27 protein-coding genes and 1 pseudogene are annotated in these 23,911 nt (G+C 44.7%); 8 read left to right on the top strand and 20 right to left on the bottom strand.

What is annotated here, in order from left to right; all coding sequences use genetic code 11:
* Positions 1 to 5: 5 nt before the first annotated feature.
* Entirely contained in the window at positions 6 to 1,025 is a 1,020-nt protein-coding gene (locus ICW23_RS02800) for a molybdopterin-synthase adenylyltransferase MoeB (RefSeq protein ID WP_047475238.1), read from the bottom strand.
* A 51-nt stretch (positions 1,026 to 1,076) separates the two neighbouring features.
* On the bottom strand, positions 1,077 to 1,679 hold the full coding sequence (locus ICW23_RS02795) for a molybdenum cofactor guanylyltransferase (RefSeq protein WP_188154011.1): 603 nt from the start codon (positions 1,677 to 1,679) through the stop codon (positions 1,077 to 1,079).
* Between the two features lie 144 nt (positions 1,680 to 1,823).
* Here ICW23_RS02795 and ICW23_RS02790 point away from each other — a divergent pair, with 144 nt between their 5' ends.
* Complete coding sequence (locus tag ICW23_RS02790; RefSeq protein ID WP_016936291.1) at positions 1,824 to 2,798, top strand: coiled-coil domain-containing protein; 975 nt, start codon at positions 1,824 to 1,826, stop codon at positions 2,796 to 2,798.
* 21 nt (positions 2,799 to 2,819) lie between these two features.
* Here the strand turns inward: ICW23_RS02790 and rok are convergent, their stop codons facing one another.
* Entirely contained in the window at positions 2,820 to 3,416 is a 597-nt protein-coding gene (gene rok / locus ICW23_RS02785; protein ID WP_047475244.1) for a transcriptional regulator Rok, read from the bottom strand.
* A 468-nt stretch (positions 3,417 to 3,884) separates the two neighbouring features.
* On the bottom strand, positions 3,885 to 4,343 hold the full coding sequence (locus ICW23_RS02780; protein ID WP_047475246.1) for a TlpA disulfide reductase family protein: 459 nt from the start codon (positions 4,341 to 4,343) through the stop codon (positions 3,885 to 3,887).
* A gap of 294 nt (positions 4,344 to 4,637) precedes the next feature.
* Between ICW23_RS02780 and ICW23_RS02775 the strand changes: the two genes are divergently transcribed.
* Positions 4,638 to 5,444, top strand: coding sequence for a mechanosensitive ion channel family protein (locus tag ICW23_RS02775; RefSeq protein ID WP_188154010.1), 807 nt, complete (start codon positions 4,638 to 4,640; stop codon positions 5,442 to 5,444).
* Positions 5,445 to 5,477: 33 nt separating this feature from the next.
* On the opposite strand, the gene ICW23_RS02770 is transcribed toward ICW23_RS02775, so the two are convergent.
* From ICW23_RS02770 to fadH, 14 genes are all read right to left on the bottom strand, one after another.
* Positions 5,478 to 5,723 carry a YkuS family protein gene (locus tag ICW23_RS02770; RefSeq protein WP_013352084.1) on the bottom strand — a complete coding sequence of 82 codons (246 nt, stop codon included), beginning with the start codon at positions 5,721 to 5,723 and terminating at the stop codon, positions 5,478 to 5,480.
* Between the two features lie 60 nt (positions 5,724 to 5,783).
* Positions 5,784 to 6,908, bottom strand: coding sequence for an N-acetyldiaminopimelate deacetylase (locus ICW23_RS02765; RefSeq protein ID WP_188154009.1), 1,125 nt, complete (start codon positions 6,906 to 6,908; stop codon positions 5,784 to 5,786).
* Between the two features lie 70 nt (positions 6,909 to 6,978).
* Entirely contained in the window at positions 6,979 to 7,689 is a 711-nt protein-coding gene (gene dapD, locus ICW23_RS02760; protein ID WP_047475251.1) for a 2,3,4,5-tetrahydropyridine-2,6-dicarboxylate N-acetyltransferase, read from the bottom strand.
* A gap of 81 nt (positions 7,690 to 7,770) precedes the next feature.
* The gene (locus ICW23_RS02755; RefSeq protein WP_047475252.1) at positions 7,771 to 8,226 is read right to left on the bottom strand and encodes a flavodoxin; all 456 of its coding nucleotides are present in this window, start codon (positions 8,224 to 8,226) and stop codon (positions 7,771 to 7,773) included.
* A gap of 26 nt (positions 8,227 to 8,252) precedes the next feature.
* Entirely contained in the window at positions 8,253 to 9,146 is an 894-nt protein-coding gene (locus tag ICW23_RS02750) for a WD40/YVTN/BNR-like repeat-containing protein (protein WP_188154008.1), read from the bottom strand.
* Complete coding sequence (locus ICW23_RS02745) at positions 9,136 to 9,609, bottom strand: flavodoxin (RefSeq protein WP_188154007.1); 474 nt, start codon at positions 9,607 to 9,609, stop codon at positions 9,136 to 9,138. Before ICW23_RS02745 ends, ICW23_RS02750 begins: the two co-directional genes overlap by 11 nt.
* Before the next feature lie 110 nt (positions 9,610 to 9,719).
* Positions 9,720 to 10,601 (bottom strand): transcriptional regulator CcpC, encoded by an 882-nt coding sequence (gene ccpC / locus ICW23_RS02740; protein ID WP_045926908.1) that lies wholly within the window; start codon positions 10,599 to 10,601, stop codon positions 9,720 to 9,722.
* A 139-nt stretch (positions 10,602 to 10,740) separates the two neighbouring features.
* The gene (gene cbpB / locus ICW23_RS02735; protein ID WP_188154006.1) at positions 10,741 to 11,184 is read right to left on the bottom strand and encodes a cyclic-di-AMP-binding protein CbpB; all 444 of its coding nucleotides are present in this window, start codon (positions 11,182 to 11,184) and stop codon (positions 10,741 to 10,743) included.
* A gap of 143 nt (positions 11,185 to 11,327) precedes the next feature.
* Positions 11,328 to 11,519, bottom strand: coding sequence for an antirepressor AbbA (abbA, locus tag ICW23_RS02730; RefSeq protein ID WP_013352076.1), 192 nt, complete (start codon positions 11,517 to 11,519; stop codon positions 11,328 to 11,330).
* Positions 11,520 to 11,659: 140 nt separating this feature from the next.
* Entirely contained in the window at positions 11,660 to 12,178 is a 519-nt protein-coding gene (locus tag ICW23_RS02725) for a ribonuclease H-like YkuK family protein (RefSeq protein ID WP_016936302.1), read from the bottom strand.
* A gap of 123 nt (positions 12,179 to 12,301) precedes the next feature.
* Positions 12,302 to 12,541, bottom strand: coding sequence for a YkuJ family protein (locus ICW23_RS02720; RefSeq protein WP_003154613.1), 240 nt, complete (start codon positions 12,539 to 12,541; stop codon positions 12,302 to 12,304).
* Positions 12,542 to 12,986: 445 nt separating this feature from the next.
* Positions 12,987 to 14,207, bottom strand: coding sequence for an EAL domain-containing protein (locus ICW23_RS02715; protein WP_007409615.1), 1,221 nt, complete (start codon positions 14,205 to 14,207; stop codon positions 12,987 to 12,989).
* Between the two features lie 132 nt (positions 14,208 to 14,339).
* The gene (locus ICW23_RS02710) at positions 14,340 to 14,897 is read right to left on the bottom strand and encodes a hypothetical protein (protein WP_188154005.1); all 558 of its coding nucleotides are present in this window, start codon (positions 14,895 to 14,897) and stop codon (positions 14,340 to 14,342) included.
* Between the two features lie 118 nt (positions 14,898 to 15,015).
* Positions 15,016 to 15,780, bottom strand: a complete 765-nt coding sequence (gene fadH, locus ICW23_RS02705; RefSeq protein ID WP_188154004.1) for a 2,4-dienoyl-CoA reductase — start codon at positions 15,778 to 15,780, stop codon at positions 15,016 to 15,018.
* 143 nt (positions 15,781 to 15,923) lie between these two features.
* On the opposite strand from fadH, the gene ICW23_RS02700 reads away from it, so the two are divergent.
* From ICW23_RS02700 to ICW23_RS02685, 4 genes are all read left to right on the top strand, one after another.
* Positions 15,924 to 16,787, top strand: a complete 864-nt coding sequence (locus ICW23_RS02700) for a metallophosphoesterase (RefSeq protein WP_064778833.1) — start codon at positions 15,924 to 15,926, stop codon at positions 16,785 to 16,787.
* A gap of 74 nt (positions 16,788 to 16,861) precedes the next feature.
* The gene (locus tag ICW23_RS02695) at positions 16,862 to 17,356 is read left to right on the top strand and encodes a L,D-transpeptidase family protein (RefSeq protein WP_095240832.1); all 495 of its coding nucleotides are present in this window, start codon (positions 16,862 to 16,864) and stop codon (positions 17,354 to 17,356) included.
* Positions 17,357 to 17,431: 75 nt separating this feature from the next.
* Positions 17,432 to 18,724, top strand: a complete 1,293-nt coding sequence (locus ICW23_RS02690) for an MFS transporter (RefSeq protein WP_188154003.1) — start codon at positions 17,432 to 17,434, stop codon at positions 18,722 to 18,724.
* Positions 18,725 to 18,846: 122 nt separating this feature from the next.
* Entirely contained in the window at positions 18,847 to 19,311 is a 465-nt protein-coding gene (locus ICW23_RS02685) for a YkyB family protein (protein WP_013352067.1), read from the top strand.
* A 42-nt stretch (positions 19,312 to 19,353) separates the two neighbouring features.
* On the opposite strand, the gene cheV is transcribed toward ICW23_RS02685, so the two are convergent.
* Complete coding sequence (cheV, locus tag ICW23_RS02680; RefSeq protein WP_188154002.1) at positions 19,354 to 20,265, bottom strand: chemotaxis protein CheV; 912 nt, start codon at positions 20,263 to 20,265, stop codon at positions 19,354 to 19,356.
* A 188-nt stretch (positions 20,266 to 20,453) separates the two neighbouring features.
* On the opposite strand from cheV, the gene ICW23_RS02675 reads away from it, so the two are divergent.
* Together ICW23_RS02675 and ICW23_RS02670 are read left to right on the top strand one after the other, a co-directional pair.
* Complete coding sequence (locus ICW23_RS02675; protein WP_167388676.1) at positions 20,454 to 20,615, top strand: hypothetical protein; 162 nt, start codon at positions 20,454 to 20,456, stop codon at positions 20,613 to 20,615.
* 201 nt (positions 20,616 to 20,816) lie between these two features.
* Positions 20,817 to 22,030 (top strand): annotated as a pseudogene (locus ICW23_RS02670) (aminotransferase A).
* On the opposite strand, the gene ICW23_RS02665 reads toward ICW23_RS02670, so the two are convergent.
* Positions 22,011 to 23,831 (bottom strand): PAS domain-containing protein, encoded by a 1,821-nt coding sequence (locus tag ICW23_RS02665; RefSeq protein ID WP_188154001.1) that lies wholly within the window; start codon positions 23,829 to 23,831, stop codon positions 22,011 to 22,013. The pseudogene ICW23_RS02670 and the gene ICW23_RS02665 overlap by 20 nt on opposite strands.
* Between the last annotated feature and the right edge of the window lie 80 nt (positions 23,832 to 23,911).

Below are 23,911 nucleotides of genomic sequence, written 5' to 3'. Positions count from 1 at the left end.
CCTTACTACAGTCCGATCACTCTGGCCAGAACTGAATTTGCTTCTTTGATGTCGTTTGTACCGTGAATCAGAGCCCGTCCGTCTTGAAAAATAACGATCCTGAAGCGTTCGTATGCCATGTGCAGCAGAAATTCATTTGCTTCGACTTTGCCGATCTGCTTCAGACGTTTGACGAGCTCTTCTTTGTCCAGCCTCTTTAACGCTTCCGATCTGATTTGAACGGTGTCTCTTCCGCACAGCACGCTTGCTTTTGGCCTGTTTTCAGGCTGCAGGTACGGGTATACGGGCTCCGCGCCGCAGGAAGGGCAATGATCCCGTTTGGTCTGATCCACATTTACGCTCATATTGGTGTTATTCCACACATCAAACGTAAAAAAGCGCCGATTTACCGCTTCATGGTTACCTGTCAGCAATTTCAGCGCCTCTGCCTGCTGATAAGCAGAGACGATATGAACCGCCGGAGGTATGATGCCTGCTGTATCACATGTCGCTCCGCCCACGGGTATTTGCTCAAACAGACAGGATAAGCACGGCGTAACCCCCGGGATAATCGTCATACACATCCCCTGACTGCTGACACAGGCACCGTAAATCCAAGGCGTTTTCGTTTTCAGAGCCAGATCATTGATGACCATTCTCGTTTCAAAATTATCTGTCGCATCCACGATGCAATCCGCTTGTTCGATCAGCGGTTCGAGCGTTTCCGCCGTACCTTCGGCCGCATAAGCATCTATATGTATGTCACTGTTTATCGCCAAAAGACGCGTCTTTGCCGCCACGGCTTTCGGCAGGCGCTCTCTCGCGTCTTCTTCTGTATACAGCTGCTGTCTTTGTAAATTGCTCCATTCCACATAATCCCGGTCAATAATCGCCATACGGCCTGCTCCGGCTCTTGCCAGCCCCTCTGCTGCGGCTGTTCCGAGGGCCCCGGCCCCGACAATCAGGACACTGCTGTCAGCCAGCGCCTTCTGCCCTTTTTCCCCTATCGGCTTAAATCTTGTCTGCCGCGAATAGCGCTCTTCCATCTGTATTGTCCCCTTGCATTTTTATTTCCATCATACCATGTTTCCTCACCATCAGTCCTGATGTGAAGACTCGATAAGCGCCAAAAGTCTGGCGTAATCATCCCGGGTGTTGATATTGACGAACTCTTCCGGCCCGGCGCCGATGTCTTCAGCCTGCACATAACAGACAGACAGATGTTTCAGCGTGTCTGCCATTTTCAGCTTGTTTTGTGCCAGCTGATCAAAAAGCACCTCTTGCACCCGTTTATGATAAACAGCCAAGAGAGGCTGCGCTCTGTTTTCACAAATCGGAATGACAGCGTCCACATTTCCGGTCAGCTTCATTTCAAGCGCTGCCATGGTCTTTCTAGTCACGAGCGGCGTGTCACAGGATATGACCGTGTATGTTTCGCCTTCCGTTTGTTTCATTGCCGTATATATGCCGGCCAGCGGCCCCATTCCCCGAAACTGCGGCACATCGGCAAAAACATGTCTCTCTTTGTTTGCTAAGAATTTTTTTATATGCTCAGGGCGGCTGATAATCACCGTCTCTCCGCAGCCGAAGGCTTTTTTCGCCTGCTCATAAAACATGCCGCCCTTCCACTTTGCAAAAGCTTTCGGTTCCCCAAACCTTCGGGAAGCTCCCCCTGCTAATATTACATTCACCCGTTTCATGTCATCTCTCCCCATTCTATATAAAAGCATAGCAAACGCCTCAGCCGAAATACAATATTACAGTGCTTGTCAGTTTAATTAAGAGGAATAGCCGTCTGTCCTATTCCATATTGTAGTGTTAACATCATGAGGGAGATGGTTCTTATGAAAATATCAGGTCCGTTTTTCCACGACACTTCTCAAGAGAACCTTTATTTGAAATCTGAACTTTCGAGATGCAGAAAACTGATTTCGGAGTTTGAAGCAAGCTACTTTCATCAAAAAAACAATAAGCTCCAGGAGGAAAACGCCAATATTAAAGAGCGGCTTCACAAGCTTACTGACGAACTGGAAGCAATGGCTCAAAAACACAAACAGACAAGTAACACGGAACGGTCTCTGCATGAAATCAGGGCCGGGCTCCTCGATAAAATCGTCATTCTGCAAGAACTGCTGCAGAAGGAAACGTTTCGGCGGAAAAATGAGATGGAAGAAAAACACCGTCTCCATCTTACGAATGTAAAATTTGAAGAAGAAAATAAAAACTTACATACCCGTATCCGCTCACTTGAGACCGCAATGGAAACGGAACAGACTTCTCACGAAGATACGAAACGGCGTTTTCAGGCTGCTGCAGAAGAAAATATCCGGCTGCAAACACAAATGACAGAAAAAGAATACCAGCTCAAACATATTAAAATAGAAATTAATCATATGAGAGATCGAATACTAGAAACAAAAGAACGGCTTGTAGAAATAGAAAAAACGAAAGAAAAGTTATTTCAAGAAACCATTCTCTCGTACAAAAGGCAGCTGGACGAAAGTGATGCTTGGATTGCCGGTCATTTTGCTGATATTGACAGCCGGACGGCGGAACCGGCAGAAAAAGAGCTGGAACTTCCTTCTGCTGCGGCCGGGACTGTTCAGGCAGAAGACTTGCTTAAAGCGGTCACCGAACAAGTCATCTCCCTGCAAAAACAGTTTGCACAATCAGAGTCCCGTGATCAGTCGTTTGAAGAAAAGCTGGACGCGGTGAAAGAACGGGCTGATGAAGAAAAACCGTTCCAGAAATATGTCGTCAAGCTTGAAAAAAAGGCGTTAAAAGATACGCGGGACAGCACAAAAAAACTGCTTGAGTAACGCAAGCAGTTTTTTACTGTTTTATTCAGCAGCCGTATCATTTGCCGTTTCTTCTGTTTCCTGAGAAATTTCTCCCTCAAGAATATATTGGCCGCGGTATGGTTTTTTCACTTCCGGATACATTTTAATTAAACTTTGCATAAACGTTGTCATATTAGGAATTTCAAGGCCGCTTTCCTTCTCAATTTCCTTTTGCAGCTCCGAACTTTTGATCGCCGCATTGTGGCGCTTCAAAGTTTTAATGGCTGCTTCGCGCAGTTTTGCCGCTTTTGAACCCGGTCTTGCCGTCCCTCTTCTTCTTCTTGTAGAACCATCCGGAATGCCGGCGGGAAGGGACGTAATAGACTGCATTTGCGGCTGGGAGGATTGAGGCTGTGTCTGCGGCTTTTGGTAGCTTCTCATTTCCTGTGCCGCAAGCTCTGCAAGCACTGGGAGAGAGTCGCTTTTTTTCTCCGGACGAAACTCTTTTTTTGTATCAGACAGGCTGCCCGTATTGTCTAATTCTCTCAGTTTTGCATATATTTTATCTCGTTCTATTTGATATTCACGAATGACTTTTACCTCTGCCTCGTTCAATTGTTCTAAACGTAAGCGCAGCGCTTCTCTTTCATTAAACATGTGTAAAACCCCCTGTCAAAAATTTAAACGCTTTTATTTAGATATTAGATTACAAAAGTAATTTTATCAACTATTATTTTAGCATTTTACTATTTTATTTACTCTATGAAAAATTGCTTATTTTCTGAAAATGGTACTTTCTATACAAAAACCCTCGTCATATAGGGGATTCTGGGCGATGTGCCATTTTATTCAAACCCTTCAAAATATAACTTGAAATTACTTGTTTAATGAAAATTAGCGTAATATCTACAATTTTCGACTATAATATGTAAAAGCTAAAGATATGGAGAAAACATGCGATACAGCGTGTTTTCTCCCGTTTTTCTTCATTTTCGTTTTCACTCCAGCTCAACAATCACACATGTCATTTTGGAATTTTTTATCCGATAAGCACAAAAAAACCCTATTACCTAACGGCAAAGGGTTTGCAGAACCGAGACAATAGTCCGACGGAGATTGTCCCAATTATTCAGAAGCCTGCTCCATTTCTGAAAGTACGCGGCTGACGCGTTTTTCAAGCATTGTCATCCCGGCTCCTCCCGCTTGAAAATGACGGAGCTGTCCGGTTTTATCAAAAACGTAATAAGCCGGCACATATTGATTCTCAAATGCTTCAGTCAGCGTATGATCGCTGTCCACGTAAATCGGCTGAGAGATATCGTGTTCAGCCGCTGTTTCCTTGATTTTCTCAAGGTCAAGATCATCTTCGGAACGGGGCATATGAACGGCTACCACATTCAGCTGATCTTTATATTTATTACGAAGCCCGTTCACCTCAGGCATCGCTTCTTTACACATGCCGCAGCTGACGGACCAGAAGTGAATCAATGCCGGCTTTTCACCGATCAGCTGTTCCTTCGTGACTTCTCCGTTAATCCAGGCTTTGGCGCCTGTCAATTCAGGCATTTGCTGATGTAATTTCATCTGATGTCCCTCCTTATGAAAAAGATTTGTGATCTTTCGTCCGCACTCTCACTTCGCTCGGGCAACATCCGGCTGTTTTCCCTCCAAAGTAAATGATTTGGCTGAACCGACATGTTAAAATGAGAGCGGAGATTCTTTAGTTAGTATCTTCACGAAAATAATGAGATTGAAACCGTTCAATAGAATAAATCATAACTGTAAATAACTGATTTCTATTAAAAGGTTTATCCTATTGTAAAACGGGTAAATAACTTTTAGCTTTTTCTGCAATAGACTTGAAAGGAAGACATCACTATGATTGATTTAAAACACTTTGATTGGGCCGGGCTCATCACTTCTGCGGGGATTTTCATCATAAAGCTGGCACTTATTATTTTAGCGTATTTTATTTTCAGAACGGCAGGCAAAAAGCTGATCAAGCATTTGTTTCTGAAATTCGAGAAGCAAAACAACCTCTCCACAGGCCGCGCTTATACTTTGCGGAGTCTCGCGCTTAATGTGTACGGATACATACTGATTTTCGTTTTTATCGTCATGATATTGGATTTATTCCACTACAATCCGAGCGCTCTCATTGCCGGTGCCGGCGTGGTCGGTCTTGCAGTCGGCTTCGGCGCTCAGGGACTTGTCAGTGACATTGTCACCGGATTTTTTATCCTTTTGGAAAAACAGATCGATGTCGGTGATTATATTACAGTTGCCGGCTACAGCGGCATTGTCGAGCAGGTCGGTCTGCGTACGACGCAAATCCGGAGCTTTGACGGCACGCTTCACTATCTTCCCAACCGGGGGATCACAAATGTGAGCAACCATTCTCGCGGAACGATGCAGGCGCTTGTCGATATTAAGGTGCCGCTTGAAAAAAATCTTGATGAAACCATTCAAGTCCTGCAAAACGCCTGTGACAAAGCAGCCCTTGAGCTTCCGCAGATTAAGGAAGGACCGGACGTCATCGGGGTTCAGGATTTAAGCACATCAGAAATGGTCATCAGAATCATCGCCAAAACAGAAAATATGGAGCAATGGCGGGTTGAACGCGTGCTGCGGAGAGAAATGAAAATCGCGCTCGACCGGTTGAAAAGCGCCTCTTCTGCCGAATAGAAAAACCGAAGCGTAAGCTTCGGTTTTTTCTTTTTAATGAAATTTTTTTTCTACTTCGCTGCAGATTTCGTCAGCTGTCATTCCGGAAGCCGTAATGACGGGAGCCTGAGTTGACGTATCGGCAATGCCTTGGACATTGCTGTCAAGTCCGGTTACGACACAGCAGTCACAATCCTTCGCATCCTCAGGAGTCTTCATCATCACTACGTCATATCCCTTTTGTTTTAACGCCTGTTCTACATCCGATAAAGATTGTTCAATTCCAATTTTTTTCGTCATATTGAACACCTCCGTTACGTAGAATGCTCAAGTTTTGTTAGATTATTCTTCTTTTCGGATTTAATTGGCATACTCCGAAAAATATCCGACCATGACATTTACTGCGGTTTCCATCGCAGCTTCATCCGGATTCAGCTTTGCGTGATGAAGCCCGTGGGAAGAATCGGCACCGAGCCAGAACATGAAGCCGGGATATTTTTTCAGCATATACCCGAAATCTTCTCCGGTCATCGCTTCTTTCGCCGTCTTCACTTCTGCAAGACGATGATCACTGACAAATTGCATAAATTCTTCGGTCAGGCCGCTTGTATTATAAACTTGATGATAAACGGACGGGTACGTGACCTTCCCTTTGCAGCGGAAGCCGATTTCAATTCCTTTGACGAGTTCTTCAATCCGCTTTTTCACCATATACATTGATTCTTCAGAAAGCGTCCGGATCGTTCCTTCCAGATGAGCACGCTCTGCGATAATATTTTGCGCCGTGCCTCCGGTAATCGTTCCGACAGTAATTACCGCGCTGTCAAGCGGGTCCGTATTTCTGGATATGACCGTCTGCAGCTGCGTGACAAGCGTGCTTGCGGCGACGACCATGTCATCTGCTGTATGCGGATATGCCGCATGTCCGCCTTTCCCCTCAAGGTCGATGACAAGCTCGCTCGTATTGGCAAACAGCAATCCGCTTTTGGTGGAGATTGTGCCGACCGGCAGTTCAGGTGCTATATGGAGAGCCGTGATCAAATCCGGCGTCCATTTTTTCAGCACATCGCTTTCAAGCATCGGTTCCGCTCCGCCCGGTCCTTCTTCAGCCGGCTGGAATAAAAAGAGCAGATCATGCTTGACCGGGTGATGGACAAAGTGATCAATAATGCCGAGCGCGATGGACATGTGCATATCGTGGCCGCATGCGTGCATAAAACCGGGATGTTCAGATGCAAACGGAAGCCCCGTCTGTTCTTCAATCGACAAAGCGTCTATATCCGCTCTGTAGGCGAGCATTTTTTCCGGAGCCGTGCCGTTGACTTTGACAAAGATGCCGGTTCTCCACGTTTCGATTTCAATTCGTTCTTCCGAATATTGTTTCAATATATTCAGCAGGTACTGCTGTGTTTTATATTCCTGAAAGCCGATTTCCGGGATGCGGTGCAGATCTCTCCGGATCGCTATGAGCCGCTCTTTTTCCATATGTATTCCTCCTTAAGATAAGAATAAGGCGTGGATTTTATCATCCACGCCCATTCTATCAAACCATTCCTTACAGCTGGCGTAATTCCTGTTTGATTTCTGTTTTGCCTTTTGTTTTTTCATCGATATCTTTGATTTTTTTCGCTGGTGTTCCTGCTACAACGGTATATGGCTCAACGTCATTTACTACGATAGCTCCCGCAGCGACAACCGCGCCTTTTCCGATTGTTACGCCTTCAAGCACAACCGCATTCGCGCCGATTACAACGTCATCTTCTACGACAACAGGCTTAGCGCTTGGCGGCTCAATAACGCCCGCTAATACAGAACCCGCTCCGATGTGACAGTTTTTTCCGACAGTCGCGCGTCCTCCGAGCACAACGTTCATATCAATCATTGTGCCTTCGCCGATGACTGAACCGATATTAATGGACGCCCCCATCATGATAACGGCATTGTCGCCGATTTCGACTTGGTCGCGGATAATAGCGCCAGGCTCGATGCGCGCTTTTACATCTTTCAAGTCAAGCATCGGAATCGCAGAGTTGCGGCGGTCATTTTCAACGACGTAATCCTCAATTTTTTCTTTGTTTTCTTCAATTGCCGCTTTAATGTCAGCCCATTCGCCAAAAACAACGCCGGATTGGCCGTTCAGGAATGTTTTAGCGGAATCGCCAAAGCTGATTCCCTCAAGATCGCCTTTTACATACACTTTTACAGGCGTTGATTTTGTACTATTTTGAATAAATGAAATAATTTCATTTGCATCCATCATTTTCATATGTATTGTCCTCCTCTGATTTTCTACCTCATTACTGTAACAAAGGAAGGATGCAAAAACAAGAAAAAAAGGAACAAGCCTTTATTCTGCCGGCTGTCTGCACAGTGCGGCAAACTGTCTTCCGAATTCCCTGAGCTCTTCTTCCTCGCTGCCTTCAGGGTTGTTTTCAATTTTGACCGGTGGCAGCACCACCCGTCCTCCCCGAGCCGTGATCACTTTTTCTAATTCGTCAACCGCTCCGCAAAAAAACGCGTAGGACGTATCTCCGGAACCGAACAGAGCAAAGGTCTTCCCTGCAAACTCCAGGTTATCCATATCTTCAGCGATATCGAGCATTTCATCAGGAAGATCCCCGTCTCCCCACGTATATGTGCCCAATAAAATATACTCATAGTCATTAAAAAGTTCGGCATGGATATCCATCGCTTCATATCTGTCAACAGATGCTTGTGCTTCGATCAGCCCTTTTTCAATCAAATCCGCCATTGCCTCGGTGTTTCCTGACATTGTCGCATAAACAAGCAATACTTTCCCCATCTCCGTCTCTCCTTTATGTATAGAAACTAATGTGCGAGCCGGCCCGCCTCATACGGTCTGACAAACTTACATTCGTAAAGGCCCGCGCAAAAAAAGCTTTCTTTCTGATTGGCCACCCGCCATCCGTGACCGCGGATCGTATCAAACCATTTTAATTCTCCGGCGGCGAAATCAGCTTGGTAAATGCGCGAAAATCCGTTTTCGTCCTGTGACGAAGTGACATAAATAATACCGGCATCCTCAGAAACGTCGAGAAATGATTTTTCCCGTACGGCAGGCGCGGCTGAAATGGCAAACGCCTCGTCCGTCCGCACGTTTCGGACGGCAACCTCGCCCCGTTCTCCCTTTGCCGCACCCTTTGCGGCAATGAGCCAGTCCTTCTTGTACATAAGCATGGAAGCCGTCATGCGCTGTCTTTCACGGCTTATACGCCGGATGCGGCCTTCTGTCAGATCGTACGCCCAAATGCCGCCATAATTCATATGAATCCGGGTGCCGATATAAATCGTCTGAGCGTGCAAACAAAGCGAGCGGATGACAGGCGGTTCCTTTAAATGTGCAAAGGGCTTAGCCACATGCCAAGTGACGCCGAAATCATCAGATAAGTAGAGGCAGTGCGTGCCGTGTGCACAGACAACCCCGTCATTCCGCCCGGCAACGGCCCAAACGGAGGCGCTGGTCGGAAATCGGGATGCCGTCCAGGTCTTTCCCTGATCGGCCGATCTGAGGACGGCGCCTTTTTCCCCTGCCGCGAATATGTAAGGCCCGATGTAGGTCAGCACATGAATCTTGCTTTTCATCCGGTACAGCCTTTTCCAGCCTTCTTCTGCAGAAAAATGAAAAATGCCTTCGCCTTTTACTGCGACAAAAAATCCTGAAGACACTGATGCCATGACAGCCGTCGCGCCTTTATGAAACATGGCACCGGTCTCCTTGGTGAGCGGCCCATGCAAGAAAACCGCGGACAAATTCTTTGCAGCATTCCTGATCCTCAGCCGTCTCAGGCGCCAATTCGATTTTCAGCGTTTCCGGATATAAATTGGCTCCGGCCTGTTCAAACGCATCGCAAAACAGCGTAACCGCTTCGCAAAACTTCGGATAGGCGTGATCGCCTGAACCGAAACAAGCCGTTTTCAGTCCGTTGAGCTGGCGGTGCAGAATATCTTCATAAAAATCTTCCGCTTCGTAAGGAAGATCACCATCTCCCCATGTGTATGTGCCGACAAAAACATAATCATATGCTTCGAGACAATCCGCACCTGCCTCATCCATGTCAAGGCAGTCAATTGCAATCTGATGCTCGCTCAGTGTTTCTTTTATAATGCCGGCAATATCCTCCGTATTCCCCGACATGCTTGCGTATATCATTAATGCTTTCTGCATATGATCACCCCGTAATTGATAATGATTTTCATTAACATATACATTACTTTAAATGATAATGATTTTCATTGTCAATAAAAAATAAAAAAAGACAGCCTATTGCTGTCTTTCTAAAAAGGGCTCTCCTGCTTCAGCATATCTTTGATGACAGAAACGAAAGCCTGCACCTGTTTTAATTCAAATGCCGGCTCATAACCGAGCAGCCATGTGTCGCGGCCGATCGGATGATCCTTTGCATCAAGCAGGGGCATTTTATTTACTTTGTCTTCCTCATCTAAGGTGACTGACGGCAAAATGGCATAACCGATTCCGTGCAGCGCCATCTGCTTGCACGTTTCAATCTGATCGACGAGGATCGTCTGTTTCGGCGAGGTTTTGAATTTTTGATGCCACCAATGCTGAATTTCCTGAAAATATGTACTGTCACTTTTGAACTGGATAAACGGCCGGTCGGTATGGGCTATATCATCAATGCAGGAAATTTCCGTATCGACCAAATATAAATGATCGGTCATTAGATATTCTTTTCGGCCTTTCCATTCCGGGTTTCCCCGGATGATGCCGATATGTACCTGATCTTCATACAGACTTTTCAGCATTTCGCTGCTCCATCCTGTAATGAGGGAAACCTTTGCATTCGGATAACGCTCCACATATGTTTTTAACACTTTCGGAAGCCAGTGCTGCCCGATAATGGAGGCGACGGCAAGCTTCAATGTGCCGTGAATTTCCCCTTCAAGTTCATCAATATTTTCTCTTATTCTCTCTTGCCGGTCCGTGACATCATTTGCAAATTGTATGATTTTTTCTCCTGCCGGCGTTACCGTGAGTCCTTTTTGAGATCTTAGAAAGATCTTTGTTCCCCAGGCTTTTTCAATGGTCTGCAATCGCTGGGACAGAGCCGGCTGTGACACGAATAACCGTTCGGCAGCCTTCCTCATGTTTAATTCCTCAGCTAAAATTACGAGCATATGAAGCTCTTGAAGCTGCATGTCGTCCTCCTTTTCAATGCCTTTTCGTATTTCTTATCTACCATTCTAATAAATTAAAGGCTGCCGAAGCAAGTGCGACCAATATGTATACGTTTTCTTTTTCTGGCATGCAAAGAACAAATAGGCTGATCGTGCGAGCCTACTTATTCAATGACCTGATATGACTGCTCAGCTGCTTTAATACGACTCTTCTCGTAAAGATGCCTTCAAAGACGCCTTCATCATTTTCAACGCAGACAAAGCCGTTGTTAATGACCATGCTGAACCCTTTTATAATCGGATCATTGATGTGGAGACGGGGAATGTCTTTCAGCATGACCTCCTCAACCGTAATTTGATCCAGCTTCTCAAACTCAATCCGCTCAAGTCCGAAAATGTTGTTCATAATCATATTTGTGCCGATCAAACCGTGCAGACGGTACGAAGCGTCAAGGACTGGAATAGCGGTATAGCCGGTTTTCGTCAGCACTAAAAGAGCATGCTCAAGGTTGTTTCCGACTTGTACGTGCGCCACTTTATCCGCCTCGATCATAAATTGTCCGACTGTTGCATCAAGAAGCTGATCTGATTGTAAGCTAATCATGTCACTTCGACCCCTTTACATTTTTCATCAAACCATGTATTCCCTATATCGCAATAATATAAACATTATCATTTTTTGTCGAAAAGTTTCCGTCAATAAAAAAGATACTCTTTGCAATCGAGTATCAATTTATAGGCCGCTGATTAATTTTCGTTCCGGAAACGGTCATAAAGCGTTACGAGTTTTTTATAAGTGGTTCCATCAACGCTTTTTGACCCTGCTTCTATATCGTTGATTTCGCTGGTCAAAAGCTCAATGGCATATTCATGATTGATCAGGATATTCAGCAGAAGTTTTTGTTCTTCTTCCGTAAATCGTTCACCGATAAGACTCATACGTAATCAGGCCCCCTATTTTTAACTGAATACCTCTGAAAGCAAGATGATATTTGCTTTCAGCTCTACCGCTAGGATAAGTAAACAGAAAAAAATCGTCAACCGCATAATTCGACAATTTGCGGATTCTGTATGACATATTATTTTGTGTAACGATTGGCATAACTGAATGCTGTGCAGGAATCGGGCTTGATTTTCGCTTCAATGCCCATCGAGGTAATACGGCCGGTCATTTCTTGTATCAATTCTTTTGTCAGCCCTTTTTGGCCGATATCCAAGTGCACTTCAAATGTAAGATCCGCTCCTTCATCAGCGAAAGGCAGGAGCAAATCAGTAATTTCCATGAAACGTCCGTCGAGGATATGCGCAGCCATCTCCTGGCTGAATGCGGTTTCCAGCGAAATTTTTTCGCGAAGGCTATGTATCGGTCTGGCGAGATCGTGATTTTTCAAACAGCCCCAAGCTCCCTTGCCTGTACGGTGCAAGTGTATAGCCGTAATAAACTTCGTGAAGTCGCGGTAAACTTGTGAATCAGTCCCCACAGACAGCACGTATGCTGATCGGGGGTCTTTATTGACAAAGCGTTTCAGCCGCTCCATCACGTCTTGAAAGGTCATCTGTGCCTCAGAAAGATTATAAAACAGAAAAGAATCAGCCATGTACGGACACTCCTCTTTCCAAAATCTACAACCAAACGAACGAGCACGGTTCCTTTGCATGATTTAATAAAGCTCCGCTTGCGGAAGACGGGAAGCTTGGTCAGCCTGAAAAATCAAACCAAATTACTGAAGGAGCTCAAAAATTTCAATAGAAATCATGTCAATGTTATCAAACGGATATGTGTTAGGTTTTTCACCTTTTTGGAAAACCGTCAGCTCAAACGTTTGATTCTTTTCAAAATATTTAACACTGCATATTTTCTCACCATTTACTTCGAAGTAACGCTGCATCGGCTCATTAGCCGCTTCGGCTGTTTCTTGCAGACTTTGCAGCCGTGTGATGATACCCATTAATTGTGACATTCTAAAAAAAGACTCCTTTCAAAAAACAACTTCAAATCAACAAGTATTTATTATAATACAAGTTCTACAGAGCATCATACCATAAAGTAGACCGGGATGGCATTTTCCCGCTGGATTTTCAATAAGAAAATAAACGGGAAAACCGTGTTTTCGAATAGTTTGAAGCTTTTTTCGGAATGTCATACACCTTTTATAAATGATTTTTCGCTTTTTGAGCCGCCATTGTCAGATGTATGTGAGAAGAAGCCTTTTTATGCGCAGGACGGCATAAAAAAACTTGGCGGGGGTAGCGCCAAGCTTTTTCGGATCTTGATCTGATAGAGGGGTTGGGGAACAGAGAGTAACTTCTCTCTATAACTAAATGATAATGATTATCAGTATCATTGTCAATCATTTTTTTAAACTTTTTCACATTTATAAAAAAAAGCGGCTTACAGCAGCCGCTTTATAGTAATCCGTCCTGTTCATATAAATAAGAGTAAGGCAGATCGATAAATAAATACATATTGTCATCCATCGGGTATGAAAAGGTTCTGATCATCTCACCCGTTTCAATATCACTGTACAGGTCACTGAAAAAGCCTTTTCTTGAATTACGCATCTTCATGATGTTTTCTAGAAAGTACGGACGCCAGCTCCAGTTTTTCTCCATGTATTCAGGCTGATAAAGCCATTCGCCTGATTGCTTGAACACATTTCCCGTCAGCTGATAGCCTTCTTCATCACACATATAAATTCTGAAGCAGCAGTCCGTCAGGTTTTCCGCCAGTTTCTTAATAAACTCATCATCCGCCTGATGGGTTTTCTTCAGCTCGGAAACTGCCTGATTGACCCGCTTATAAAAATTCTCAGAGTGTTCGTATACTGTCTCCAGCTTCTTTTTTTCTCTCGTGATAAATTGCTGAAACTCTGTTTTCAAGCGTGCTTTTAACAGGCTGCGGTCTATAAAATCGCCGCTCGGCGCCTGCAGATAATAGCCTTGAAAAAATCGGCCTCCGTTTCTCCATGCGTACTGGAGCTGGAAATCAGCTTCTATATCTTCATACAGCAGCGCGGCGCCGATTTTTCTCGCCAGCAATGAAATGCTGTACAGCACATGCTCATAGGATGGTGACGGCTGAGATACCTTCAGCGCCTGCAAATCTATTTTCAGAAGGTCCGGTGAAAGGAGCGCGATTCTGTCCAGGTTGCTGCTCTCCTTACCTATATTGTCCACCGCGATTTTAATGCCGTATGTACGATAGTAGGCAAGCATATGGTACAGCTGTTCAATGTCGCCTTCGAAATTGTGCTCGGTGATCTCAAGCACAATACGGTTCAATTCAATGCCCTGCTCTTCGTATTCTTTCAAAAGCTCAAGAAAGCTTTCGCCGTGGTCAAGCATTAATACATTCGCATCCTGATTGATAAAAATCAACAGATCACGATCAGCTTCTTTAAACCTCTCCAGCGCCTGCCTGATGACTCTGTCATCGACCTCAAGCTTATATTCTTCCGGAATGCCGGAATCTAAGAAAAACGGCCCTAGGCTCTCAATCTCCGCATCTGCCAAAATCCGGCCAAGCACTTCGTAGCCTACGACTCTTTGTTCCTCAGCGTTAAAAATCGCTTGGTAATACGGAATGACATCATCAATATTCGTCAGTATATCAAGTGGGTCCAACATGTTATCACCTGCTTCTCTATCTTTGTCTGATTATACACAATTATATCAGCACCACAAATGTTTAGATTAGGGGAAAAGGAGGCAGTATGGCAGCAGCTTAAAGTAAAAGGGGGACATTTTTAAGATCACTCTTTAGAACGGTTCATTAAGGACGTTGTTCATTTGTTTCACAATCACAAATAAAAGTATAAATATAAGAGCATTATAACCGGCAGCTGTCCAAAAATAATGGCTCCAATCAGTTCTGTTATATATCCAATCATCCTCATGTTCCAACTGAAAGAAAGTTCCTTTTTTATCTAAAGTGCCAAATGTAAGAGTTGTTAACCCGCCAACACTCTTGGAAACGTCAACTCCATACATTGAACCGGCATGATCAGTATGATTTATTGGCATATACGTATAATCAGATAAAATTGTTTCCGCCAGCTTAGTTGGCAGAGACACATATAATACAGCCGATGTATCGCCTCCGAGCCCGCTCAAATACTCCCTGGCTTTAATAAATTTCGTTTCATCAGGAAAATCGATGTGATATAGCTTTTCAAATCTGATTATTTCATCAGATGTAAGATGGGTATTTTGATAATACTCTGGAGTAAAAGCACAAATCATAAAGTACCAAATATTAAAGATGATAACTAAACTGCTTAAAAATAGTACAACAAACCATTTTAATAATTTCTTCAATTAATCGCCCCTTAATCTTTCAAAATTATATCATAATTTTGAATAGAAAATAAAACAAGCGAACGGCCGGCTTTGACGTTCGCTTGTTTTGCAAAATAGTCAATATACATACGAAAAATTAAAACGGATAAGGATTCAGCCACTGCCCGCCGTCCATTGTGATACAATCCCCGTTTATGTAGGACGCTTCATCAGAAAGCAAAAACGCTGCCAACGCGGCGATTTCTTCCGGTGTGCCCAGCCGGCCAAGCGGGACACTGTTCATAGTGCGGGACATTGCTTTTTCCGATTCAAACAGCTTCTCCGCACCGCCTGTTCGTTCAATCGGGCCTGGGGCTATCGCGTTTGTGCGGATGCCGTATTTGCTCCCCCATTCAACGGCCAGCGTTCTTGTCAGTGACAATACCCCCGCTTTGGCTGCAGCGGAATGAACGACCCCTGCTCCCGCTCCCCATGCGTATGTGGCGGCCATATTCAATATGACACCCTTCTGCTTTTGCTCGATCCAATGCCTTGCCGCGGCTTGGCTGCAAAAAAAAGTGCCGTTTAAAACAATCTCAATAACCGCTTTCCATCCGTTGGGCGTCAGCTTTTCTGCCGGGCAAATAAAATTACCGGCCGCATTGTTAATCAGCGCATCAAGCCGGCCAAAGACCTTTACCGCTTCTGTCATCATGTCTGAAGCGGCGGATTCTGAACGGACATCCATTTGAAAACAGGCGACCTGTCCCTCATAGGTCTCAATTTCTTTTTTTGTTTCCTCAAGTGCTTCCTGGTTCCTCCCTGTCACCATGACGTGCCATCCCAGTTCAGCCTGTTTTTTCGCCATTGCTTTTCCCATGCCGCTTGAACCGCCTGTAATGATTACCGCTTTCTTATCCATAATAACCCCACCCCTTTTATTGAATGAATAATCATTCATAATTCTATCACAGATGTCTCTGCCCGTCATTACATGCTGAGAAGGGATTTTCCGGCCAAGCTGATGATATAATAGAAAAACTCTGACAAAGGTTGGTTTTACATATGGAGAAAATGACGAGAAGAACATTTTTAAAAAGAGGATTCGGCATTTTTGGCGCGGCTCTTGCGACGGCTTGCGGAGGCTACGGCTATGCCCGGTATATTGAACCGCGTATGATTGAAATCACCCGGCATACAATTACCAGCCGCCTGATTCCACGCGGCTTTGACAATTTTAAAATCGTTCAATTCAGCGATACGCATCTCAGTGACGTGTTTACAACCGAAGACTTGAATAAAACAGCGGAAAAGATCAATCAGCTGAAGCCTGATCTGCTTATCTTTACGGGAGATTTAATTGATAAGCCGCATTTATATCATGATCATCAGCATGCGCTCGCCGTGCTGGAAAGGCTTGAAGCTCCTTTCGGCAAACTTTGTGTATACGGGAACCATGACCACGGGGGCTACGGCACGAACACGTACAAGACCCTGATGGAAGCGGCTGATTTTCAAGTGCTTCGAAACGGCTTTCGTCAGGTGCAGATGGCAGATGGGAGCCGGATTGAACTAGCGTCTTTGGATGATTTAATGCTCGGAAAGCCTGATTATGAAGGCACTCTATCCCGTCTTTCCGAAGACGCGTTTTCCATTTTACTCGTTCACGAGCCGGATGCCGCACTCAAAATCGGCGGACATCCCGTAAACCTGCAGCTGTCGGGACATACTCACGGCGGTCAGGTGCAGCTTCCGTTTTTCGGGCCTCTCATTACGCCCCCTTACGGAAAAACGTATACCGACGGCATGTATACGCTGCATGACACAACCGTTTATGTCAATCGCGGGCTCGGTACGACAAGACTGCCGTATCGATTTTTAGCAAGACCGGAAATCACGCTGTTCACATTGAAAACCGTACAAAAATAAGACTTTTATCCCGATGCACAAACAGCCCCTCCTTAATATGTATATGGAAAAGAACAAAAAGGAGGGTGATGAAACTGCTGACCTATCAAGTGAAACAAGGAGAAACCATCTCAAGCATTGCGCAAGACTTCAGAATAAGCACGGCCGCTCTCCTTCAGGCAAATCCCTCAATCCAATCGGTCATTTATGCGGGACAGCATATTATCATACCGAATCTTCCCGACCCATCCACTATTCCCTATTCCATTGTCGTGTATATCGGAGCGAAGAAACTGGAGTTATACCGCCTTGGCAGGCTCATCCGTACGTATCCGATCGCAGTCGGAAAAATATTGACGACCACACCGACCGGGGAATTTTACATCGTGAATCGCCAGCCTAAGCCCGGAGGTCCGTTCGGCGCTTATTGGCTCAGCCTCTCTAAGCTCCATTACGGCATTCACGGGACAAATAATCCTTCCTCCATCGGCAAAGCGGTATCAAAAGGATGCATCCGCATGTATAATCAGGACGTCACTGAACTTGCCGCTACCGTCCCTAATGGAACAAGGGTGACGATTATAAGATAGAAAGATCTCATTTGTTTATGGAACGAGCTGATGATAATATATTACAGTGGGACCTTTAGGGTAAGGAGCGTGTTTATGGATATATTTAAAAATCGCAATTTTGTCCGTTTATTTTTCGCAGCACTCGCTTCTCAAATGGGAACGACTGTAGGTAATATGGCTTTCGCTTTTTACTTGCTGGATCGCTTTGCCAACCAGCCGGCATACACGACTTTGGCAGAGCTGATGTATTCGCTGCCGACAGTTTTCGTATTTCTGATTGTCGGTGTCGCAGCTGACCGGCTTGACAGGAAAAAGGTCGCAGAAAATTGTGACTGGATCAGGGCGGGACTGACGATCGTATTGTTTGCGGCATTATACAGCGGGAATATTCCTCTCGTGTTCTGTATTTTGTTCATCAGAAGCGCCGTGACCAAGTTCTTTTTCCCGGCGGAAGCCAGCCTTGTACAAGCTATTCTGCCTAAGGAGCATTATGCGAAAGCAGCGGGGCTTAACCAGATCCTGTTCAGCATCTTTATGGTATTCGGCGTCGGTATGGGTGCGTTTATGTATAAAACGATCGGTGTGCACGGAGCCATTATCCTTGATTTTGTCAGCTTTATTGTGTCAGGCTTTCTGATCCGCGCCTGCCGCATTCCGATAGAAGCCCGTCAGCCGAACGGCCCTTTTAAATGGGGAGATTCATTTCTGAAAGACTCGGTCGCTGATTTTAAAGAAGGGATCGTATATATTATTAAAAACAAATTGCTTGCTTCTCTTATTTTTGGCTTTTTTATTTTTGGGTTTGTCAACGGCGGCTTTGCCGTACTTCCGATGTTTACGATGAAATACGGACTTGCGCCCGATCATTACGAATCACACACTTCTATCTTCACCGTCGCACTCGGCGTCGGTTTGCTTGCCGGAAGTGTAATCGGAACGATGATCGCGAAAAAAGTCAAACCGCATCATTTGATGTCGCTTCCGATTTTGGCTGCCGGACTGCTCATTTTTGTCCTCGGCTATACGGATCAGCTGTGGATTTATTATGCGGCGGCTTTTGTCCTCGGCATGTGCATCGGCCCTGTCAATATCGCCATCGGCGGCTGGATGCCGAAAATCGTTCATCCGAAAATAATGGGCCGGGTCAGCGGCTGGCAGGATCCCTTTATGATGTTTGCCCAATCGATTACACTCGGACTTGTCGCCCTGTTATTTCCGAAATTCGTTTCCAATATTGATTACCTTTATTACGGCATGGGAATCGTGATTTTGGCAGTATTTGTGTTCTATTTTATCGCCCTTCCGAAGTACAGCGCCGAGGCGGCGGAAATCGATGTGCAGCAATCATTAAAAGCTGATTCTGAAAAAAATGCGAATCCTGTCTAATAAAGGAAAAAAATGCGCCCTTTTCATCAGAAAAAGGCGTATTTTTATATTCAATATTTGCATTTCAACGCTAAAAAAGTATAATCTATATATGAACTTGATCAATGCAAAGGAGAGAAATAATGGACGACCACGCTTATTCGAAAGAGCTGCAGCCAACCATCGAGAATCTTTCAAAAGCTGTTTATACTGTGAACCGCCATGCAAAAACCGCCCCCAACCCTAAATACCTTTATCTGCTGAAAAAACGGGCATTACAAAAGCTTGTGAAAGAAGGCAAAGGGAAAAAAATAGGGCTTCACTTTTCAAATAATCCCAGGTTTAGCCAACAGCAGTCAGACGTACTTATCTCTATCGGAGACTACTATTTTCACATGCCTCCAACAAAAGAAGACTTCCAGCATCTTCCGCATTTAGGTACGTTAAATCAATCGTACCGCAATCCTAAAGCACAAATGTCTTTGACAAAAGCGAAAAACTTATTGCAAAAATATGTGGGCTTAAAGGAAAAACCGCTGGCCGCCAACAGGCAGCAGCCCGCTTATCATAAACCCGTGTTTAAAAAACTTGGTGAGAGTTATTTTTAATTCCGCCGCAAAAAAGCCGATGCATGACGCATCGGCTTTTTTCTATTCAATCACGTACGTATCCACTTTTTTAATTAACTCGCTGATTTCAGGCTTGCTGATCTGTTCATCCGCTCCGACGACTTCGCCCCGGTGGCGCAGGTCATCCGTAATCAGGGACGAAAAGATCATAATCGGCACGTCAGAGCTTTGCGGGTTATCCTTAAGGAGCTTCGTCAAACGGTGCCCGTCCATTTTCGGCATCTCAATGTCACTGATGATCATGTCAATATGGTCTGACAGATTTGCTCCTTTATCCGTCAATTCCATGACATATTCATACGCTTCTTTTCCATTTTCAAACGTAACGATTTCACTGTACCCCGCTTCAGTCAGTTCATCCGTCAAAAGGCGCATAAGAAGCGGCGAATCTTCTACGATAATTAGTTTTTTACCCGCCCGTCTTTCATCAAATCCTTCCTGATGGACATGGTAAGTCTCAACTCCGGATGCCGATTCAATGTCGTAAATGATCTTTTCATAATCAGGTAAAAAGATCATCGTATCTTCCAGTTTAATGATACCCGTTAAGTGCCGCTCCATGCCCTGATTCAGCGAAGTCGGCTTTTCAATCGCCTCCCAGGACACCCTGTGGATCTGTGATACGGAACCGACATGAAAGACGATTTTCCGCTTGTTGAATTCCGTCACGATATATTTATCGTCTTTTGCCCCTTCGGCATCAACGTTGAAAAAGGTGTACAGGCTGATGACGGGAAGAATTTCGCCTCTCAGCTTAATCATCCCTTCTACGTCTTTGTGAGACTGTGGCACAGATGTGACATCTACCGGCTGAATGATTTCCCGGACTTTCATCACATTTATGCCAAATGTATTGACGCCTACTTCAAATTTGACGATTTCTAATTCATTTGTGCCTGAATCCAATAAAATATCGTATTGTTGTAAAGACAATTCAATCCCTCGCTATCCGCATTCAGTATTGTACTGTTTATATCGGCTGTAAACGGAAAAAGTGAATGTATTCAGGCCAACTGGCCATTAACTCTTTATAAAAAGATTCTTTTTTCCGATATCCCATTGACTTTTTGACATCGAGTGGTAAAATAGTCAAGGATTTTTCAGGAAGAAGGGTGTAATAAATGGGTACAGTAGTTATATTCGACCAAGATCAAATGACGGTGTTAGAAGATATCAGCAAAACGGCTTACCTGCAAATGAAAAAAGAAGCGAATGAGTGTCCCGATAAGCCCGCTCCGTATATCGTATGGCGGGAAAACATCAGCTTTGAATACGGGTATTAATGACATTCGCCACATATCACAATAGATAGATCATGATACAATGAAGACAATCATTTCAGCTGGTTGTCTTATTTTTTTCTGAAAGAAGGTATGTTTTCACATATCGGACATATACTCGGGATAGTTCACTTAAATAGATGACAAATGCTCAGCTAGTGGTAAAATAGGATAAACTCAATATATAGTATAAGGTGATGAATTATGGAACATTTGCTTAATCCGAATGTAAAAGAAATTGAAATTTCAGGAATTCGCAAATTCTCAAATCTTGTAGCTCAGCACGATAATGTGATTTCGCTTACGATCGGCCAGCCGGATTTCTTCACGCCGCACCATGTCAAAGCGGCGGCCAAAAAAGCAATCGACGAGAACGCTACGGCGTATACTCCGAATGCAGGCGGTCTTGAGCTGAGACAGGCCGTACAGCTTTATATGAAGAAAAAAGCGGATCTGAATTATGAAGCCGAAACGGAAATCATCGTCACAACCGGGGCGAGCCAAGCGATTGACGCGGCTTTGCGGACGATTTTATCTCCCGGCGATGAAGTCATTCTGCCCGGACCGATTTATCCCGGCTATGAACCGATTATCCGCATGTCAGGCGCCGTTCCCGTTCATGTGGACACGACGACACACGGATTTAAGCTGACAGCGCGGCTCATTGAAGAATCGCTGACGCCTAAAACAAAATGCGTCATTCTTCCTTATCCGTCAAATCCGACCGGAGTGACATTGTCAGAAGAAGAGCTGAAAAACATCGCGGCCGTGCTGAAAGGCAGAAATGTTTTTGTACTGTCGGATGAGATTTACAGCGAATTAACCTATGACAGACCGCATTACTCAATCGCGTCTTTTTTGAGAGACCAGACGATCGTGATCAACGGGCTGTCAAAATCACACAGCATGACGGGCTGGAGAATCGGTTTCATTTTCGCACCGAAAGACATTGCCAAGCACATCTTAAAAGTTCACCAGTACAGTGTGACCTGCGCGTCCTCGATCTCCCAGAAAGCGGCGCTTGAAGCGGTGACAAACGGCGTTGATGATGCGCTTATTATGAGAGAACAGTATAAAAAGCGGCTTGATTATGTATATGACCGTCTTGTGTCAATGGGGCTTGACGTCGTAAAACCGTCAGGCGCATTTTATATCTTCCCTTCCATTAAGTCATTCGGAATGTCATCGTTTGATTTTAGTATGGCTCTTTTAGAGGATGCAGGTGTGGCTCTAGTGCCCGGCAGCTCGTTTTCAAAGTTGGGTGAAGGGTATGTGAGGCTGTCATTCGCATATTCACTGGATACATTGAGAGAAGGTTTGGACCGGCTGGAAGCATTTATTTTAAAAACGAGAGAATCCATGCAGACTATTTAAACAACGGCGTTACGCCGTTGTTTTTTATTGTTTCGGGAATGTAATGTGAAAAGCCGTGCCTTTATCCGGCTTGCTGTCTACTTGGATGGCTCCCTGATGGTTTTTAATAAGGTTGAATGTGACCATCAGCCCCAGGCCGGTTCCTTTTTCTTTCGTTGTCAGAAACGGTTCGCCTATCCGTTTCAGCACGTTTTCCGGTATCCCGTCACCCTCGTCTTTGATCGTCACATTGACGGAATACTCATCTTCTGTCATGAGAATGTGGACCGTTCCCCCATCGGGCATCGACTCAACAGCATTTTTTATCAGATTGATAAACACCTGCTTCAGCTGATTTTGATCACCGTTAATAAACATGCTGTCCCGTTCGTAATCCGTTTTGATGAAAATCCCTTTAAGATTCGCCTGCGTCTCTAAAAGAGCGGTCACTTCACTTATAATTTTCTTTAAGTTTACACGCTCTTTTACGGCATTTTGCTGAGGTTTGGCAAGCATTAAAAGTTCACTTAAAATTAATTCGATTCTGCTCAGTTCAGAAAACACAATGTCAAAATAATGTTCGTTTTCTTCCATCGTCGGCTTCATGAGCTGTAAAAATCCTTTGATCGCCGTCAGCGGGTTGCGGATTTCGTGAGCGATTCCCGCCGCCAGCTGCCCTGCGATAGACAGCTTTTCCGACTTCAGCATTAATTCCTCCGTCTGCTTCCGCTCAGAAATGTCACGCAAAATGACCTGCACGGCCGTTTCTCCGAAAAACGTCGTCGGAATGCAGACCATTTCCGTGTAGATCAGCCGGTTTTTAAAAGTAAACCACGATTGTTTAATGATTTCGGACTCGGTCTTTCGGTCGATAATATGTTGAATCCGCTGTTTCACGTCGTCATGATCACAGGGATGAAGCTGATCATAGATGTTTTTTCCGATTAAATCTTCATAGGTTTCGGCTTCAAACAGCGAAATGCCCGACTCATTCATGAATACCCATTTGTCATTGTGAATCACGGCGATCGTATCAATTGAATTCTGAATGAGGAGCTGATAACGCTCTCTGCTTTTTTGAAGAATCGTTTGGAATTTTTTCCGTGAAGAAATATCAATCAGAAGCAGTAATTCCGCCCGCTGATTTTTATATGTCGTCGGCGCCGCCTTCACTTCTAAATGAATGGGCGTGCCGTCAAGCCTTCTCCACGTCTGTTCAATCATTCCGACTTCCATCCCTTTTTGCATCCGCACAATTCGGTTTTTCACAATGTCATGATACTCTTCTTCGATAAACTCATAAGAGCGTCTGCCGATCACCTCATCTTTGCTGTCGGCTCCCAGCATGGCAAGCATCGCGTTATTGGCGTAGGCGATTGTGCCGTTGATACTGACGTATAGAGGATTCGGCAGCGTTTCAACAAGACGCTCAAATTCGCCGTTTCCAGCCGCTTCTGCTGACTGTTGTTCCGCCTTTTGCTTCTTTTGTTCATACATATAAGACCTGCACGGTGTCTTCTCCTCAAGCACCTTGATTTTAAGGATAATTTCCCGATCTGTCCCCTCCATTTGCGGTGTGACAATTTCCACACCTGCTTCAAGCCAAACAATGGTATGATCTTTTTTAATAAGGCGAAAGGTGCAAGGCATTAAATGATGCTCATTATAGAAGTAACTTTCAACCAAAAATTGATCTTCCTCATGCAGGAACGTTTTGAGAAACGATCCGATCATCTCTTCCTGGGAATAACTGAAATACGATTTACAGTTTGCAGAAATATACATAATACGCCCATTAGACGTCAAAACGGCATGAAGATCGGTTTTCGATTGAAGCTGTTTGACATGCTGAGTATCCTGTTCCACAGAATCCCTCCTTTGCATTTTACTCACACTTCAGGCTGGTCACGGGCTGATATAAAAAGAAATTCCACTAGATTGATTCG

Source organism: Bacillus sp. 1021 (assembly GCF_014534735.1).
Lineage (GTDB): Bacteria > Bacillota > Bacilli > Bacillales > Bacillaceae > Bacillus > Bacillus siamensis.
Note: the sequence above shows the minus strand (reverse complement) of the source record. Positions and strands in the feature narration are given on the sequence as shown.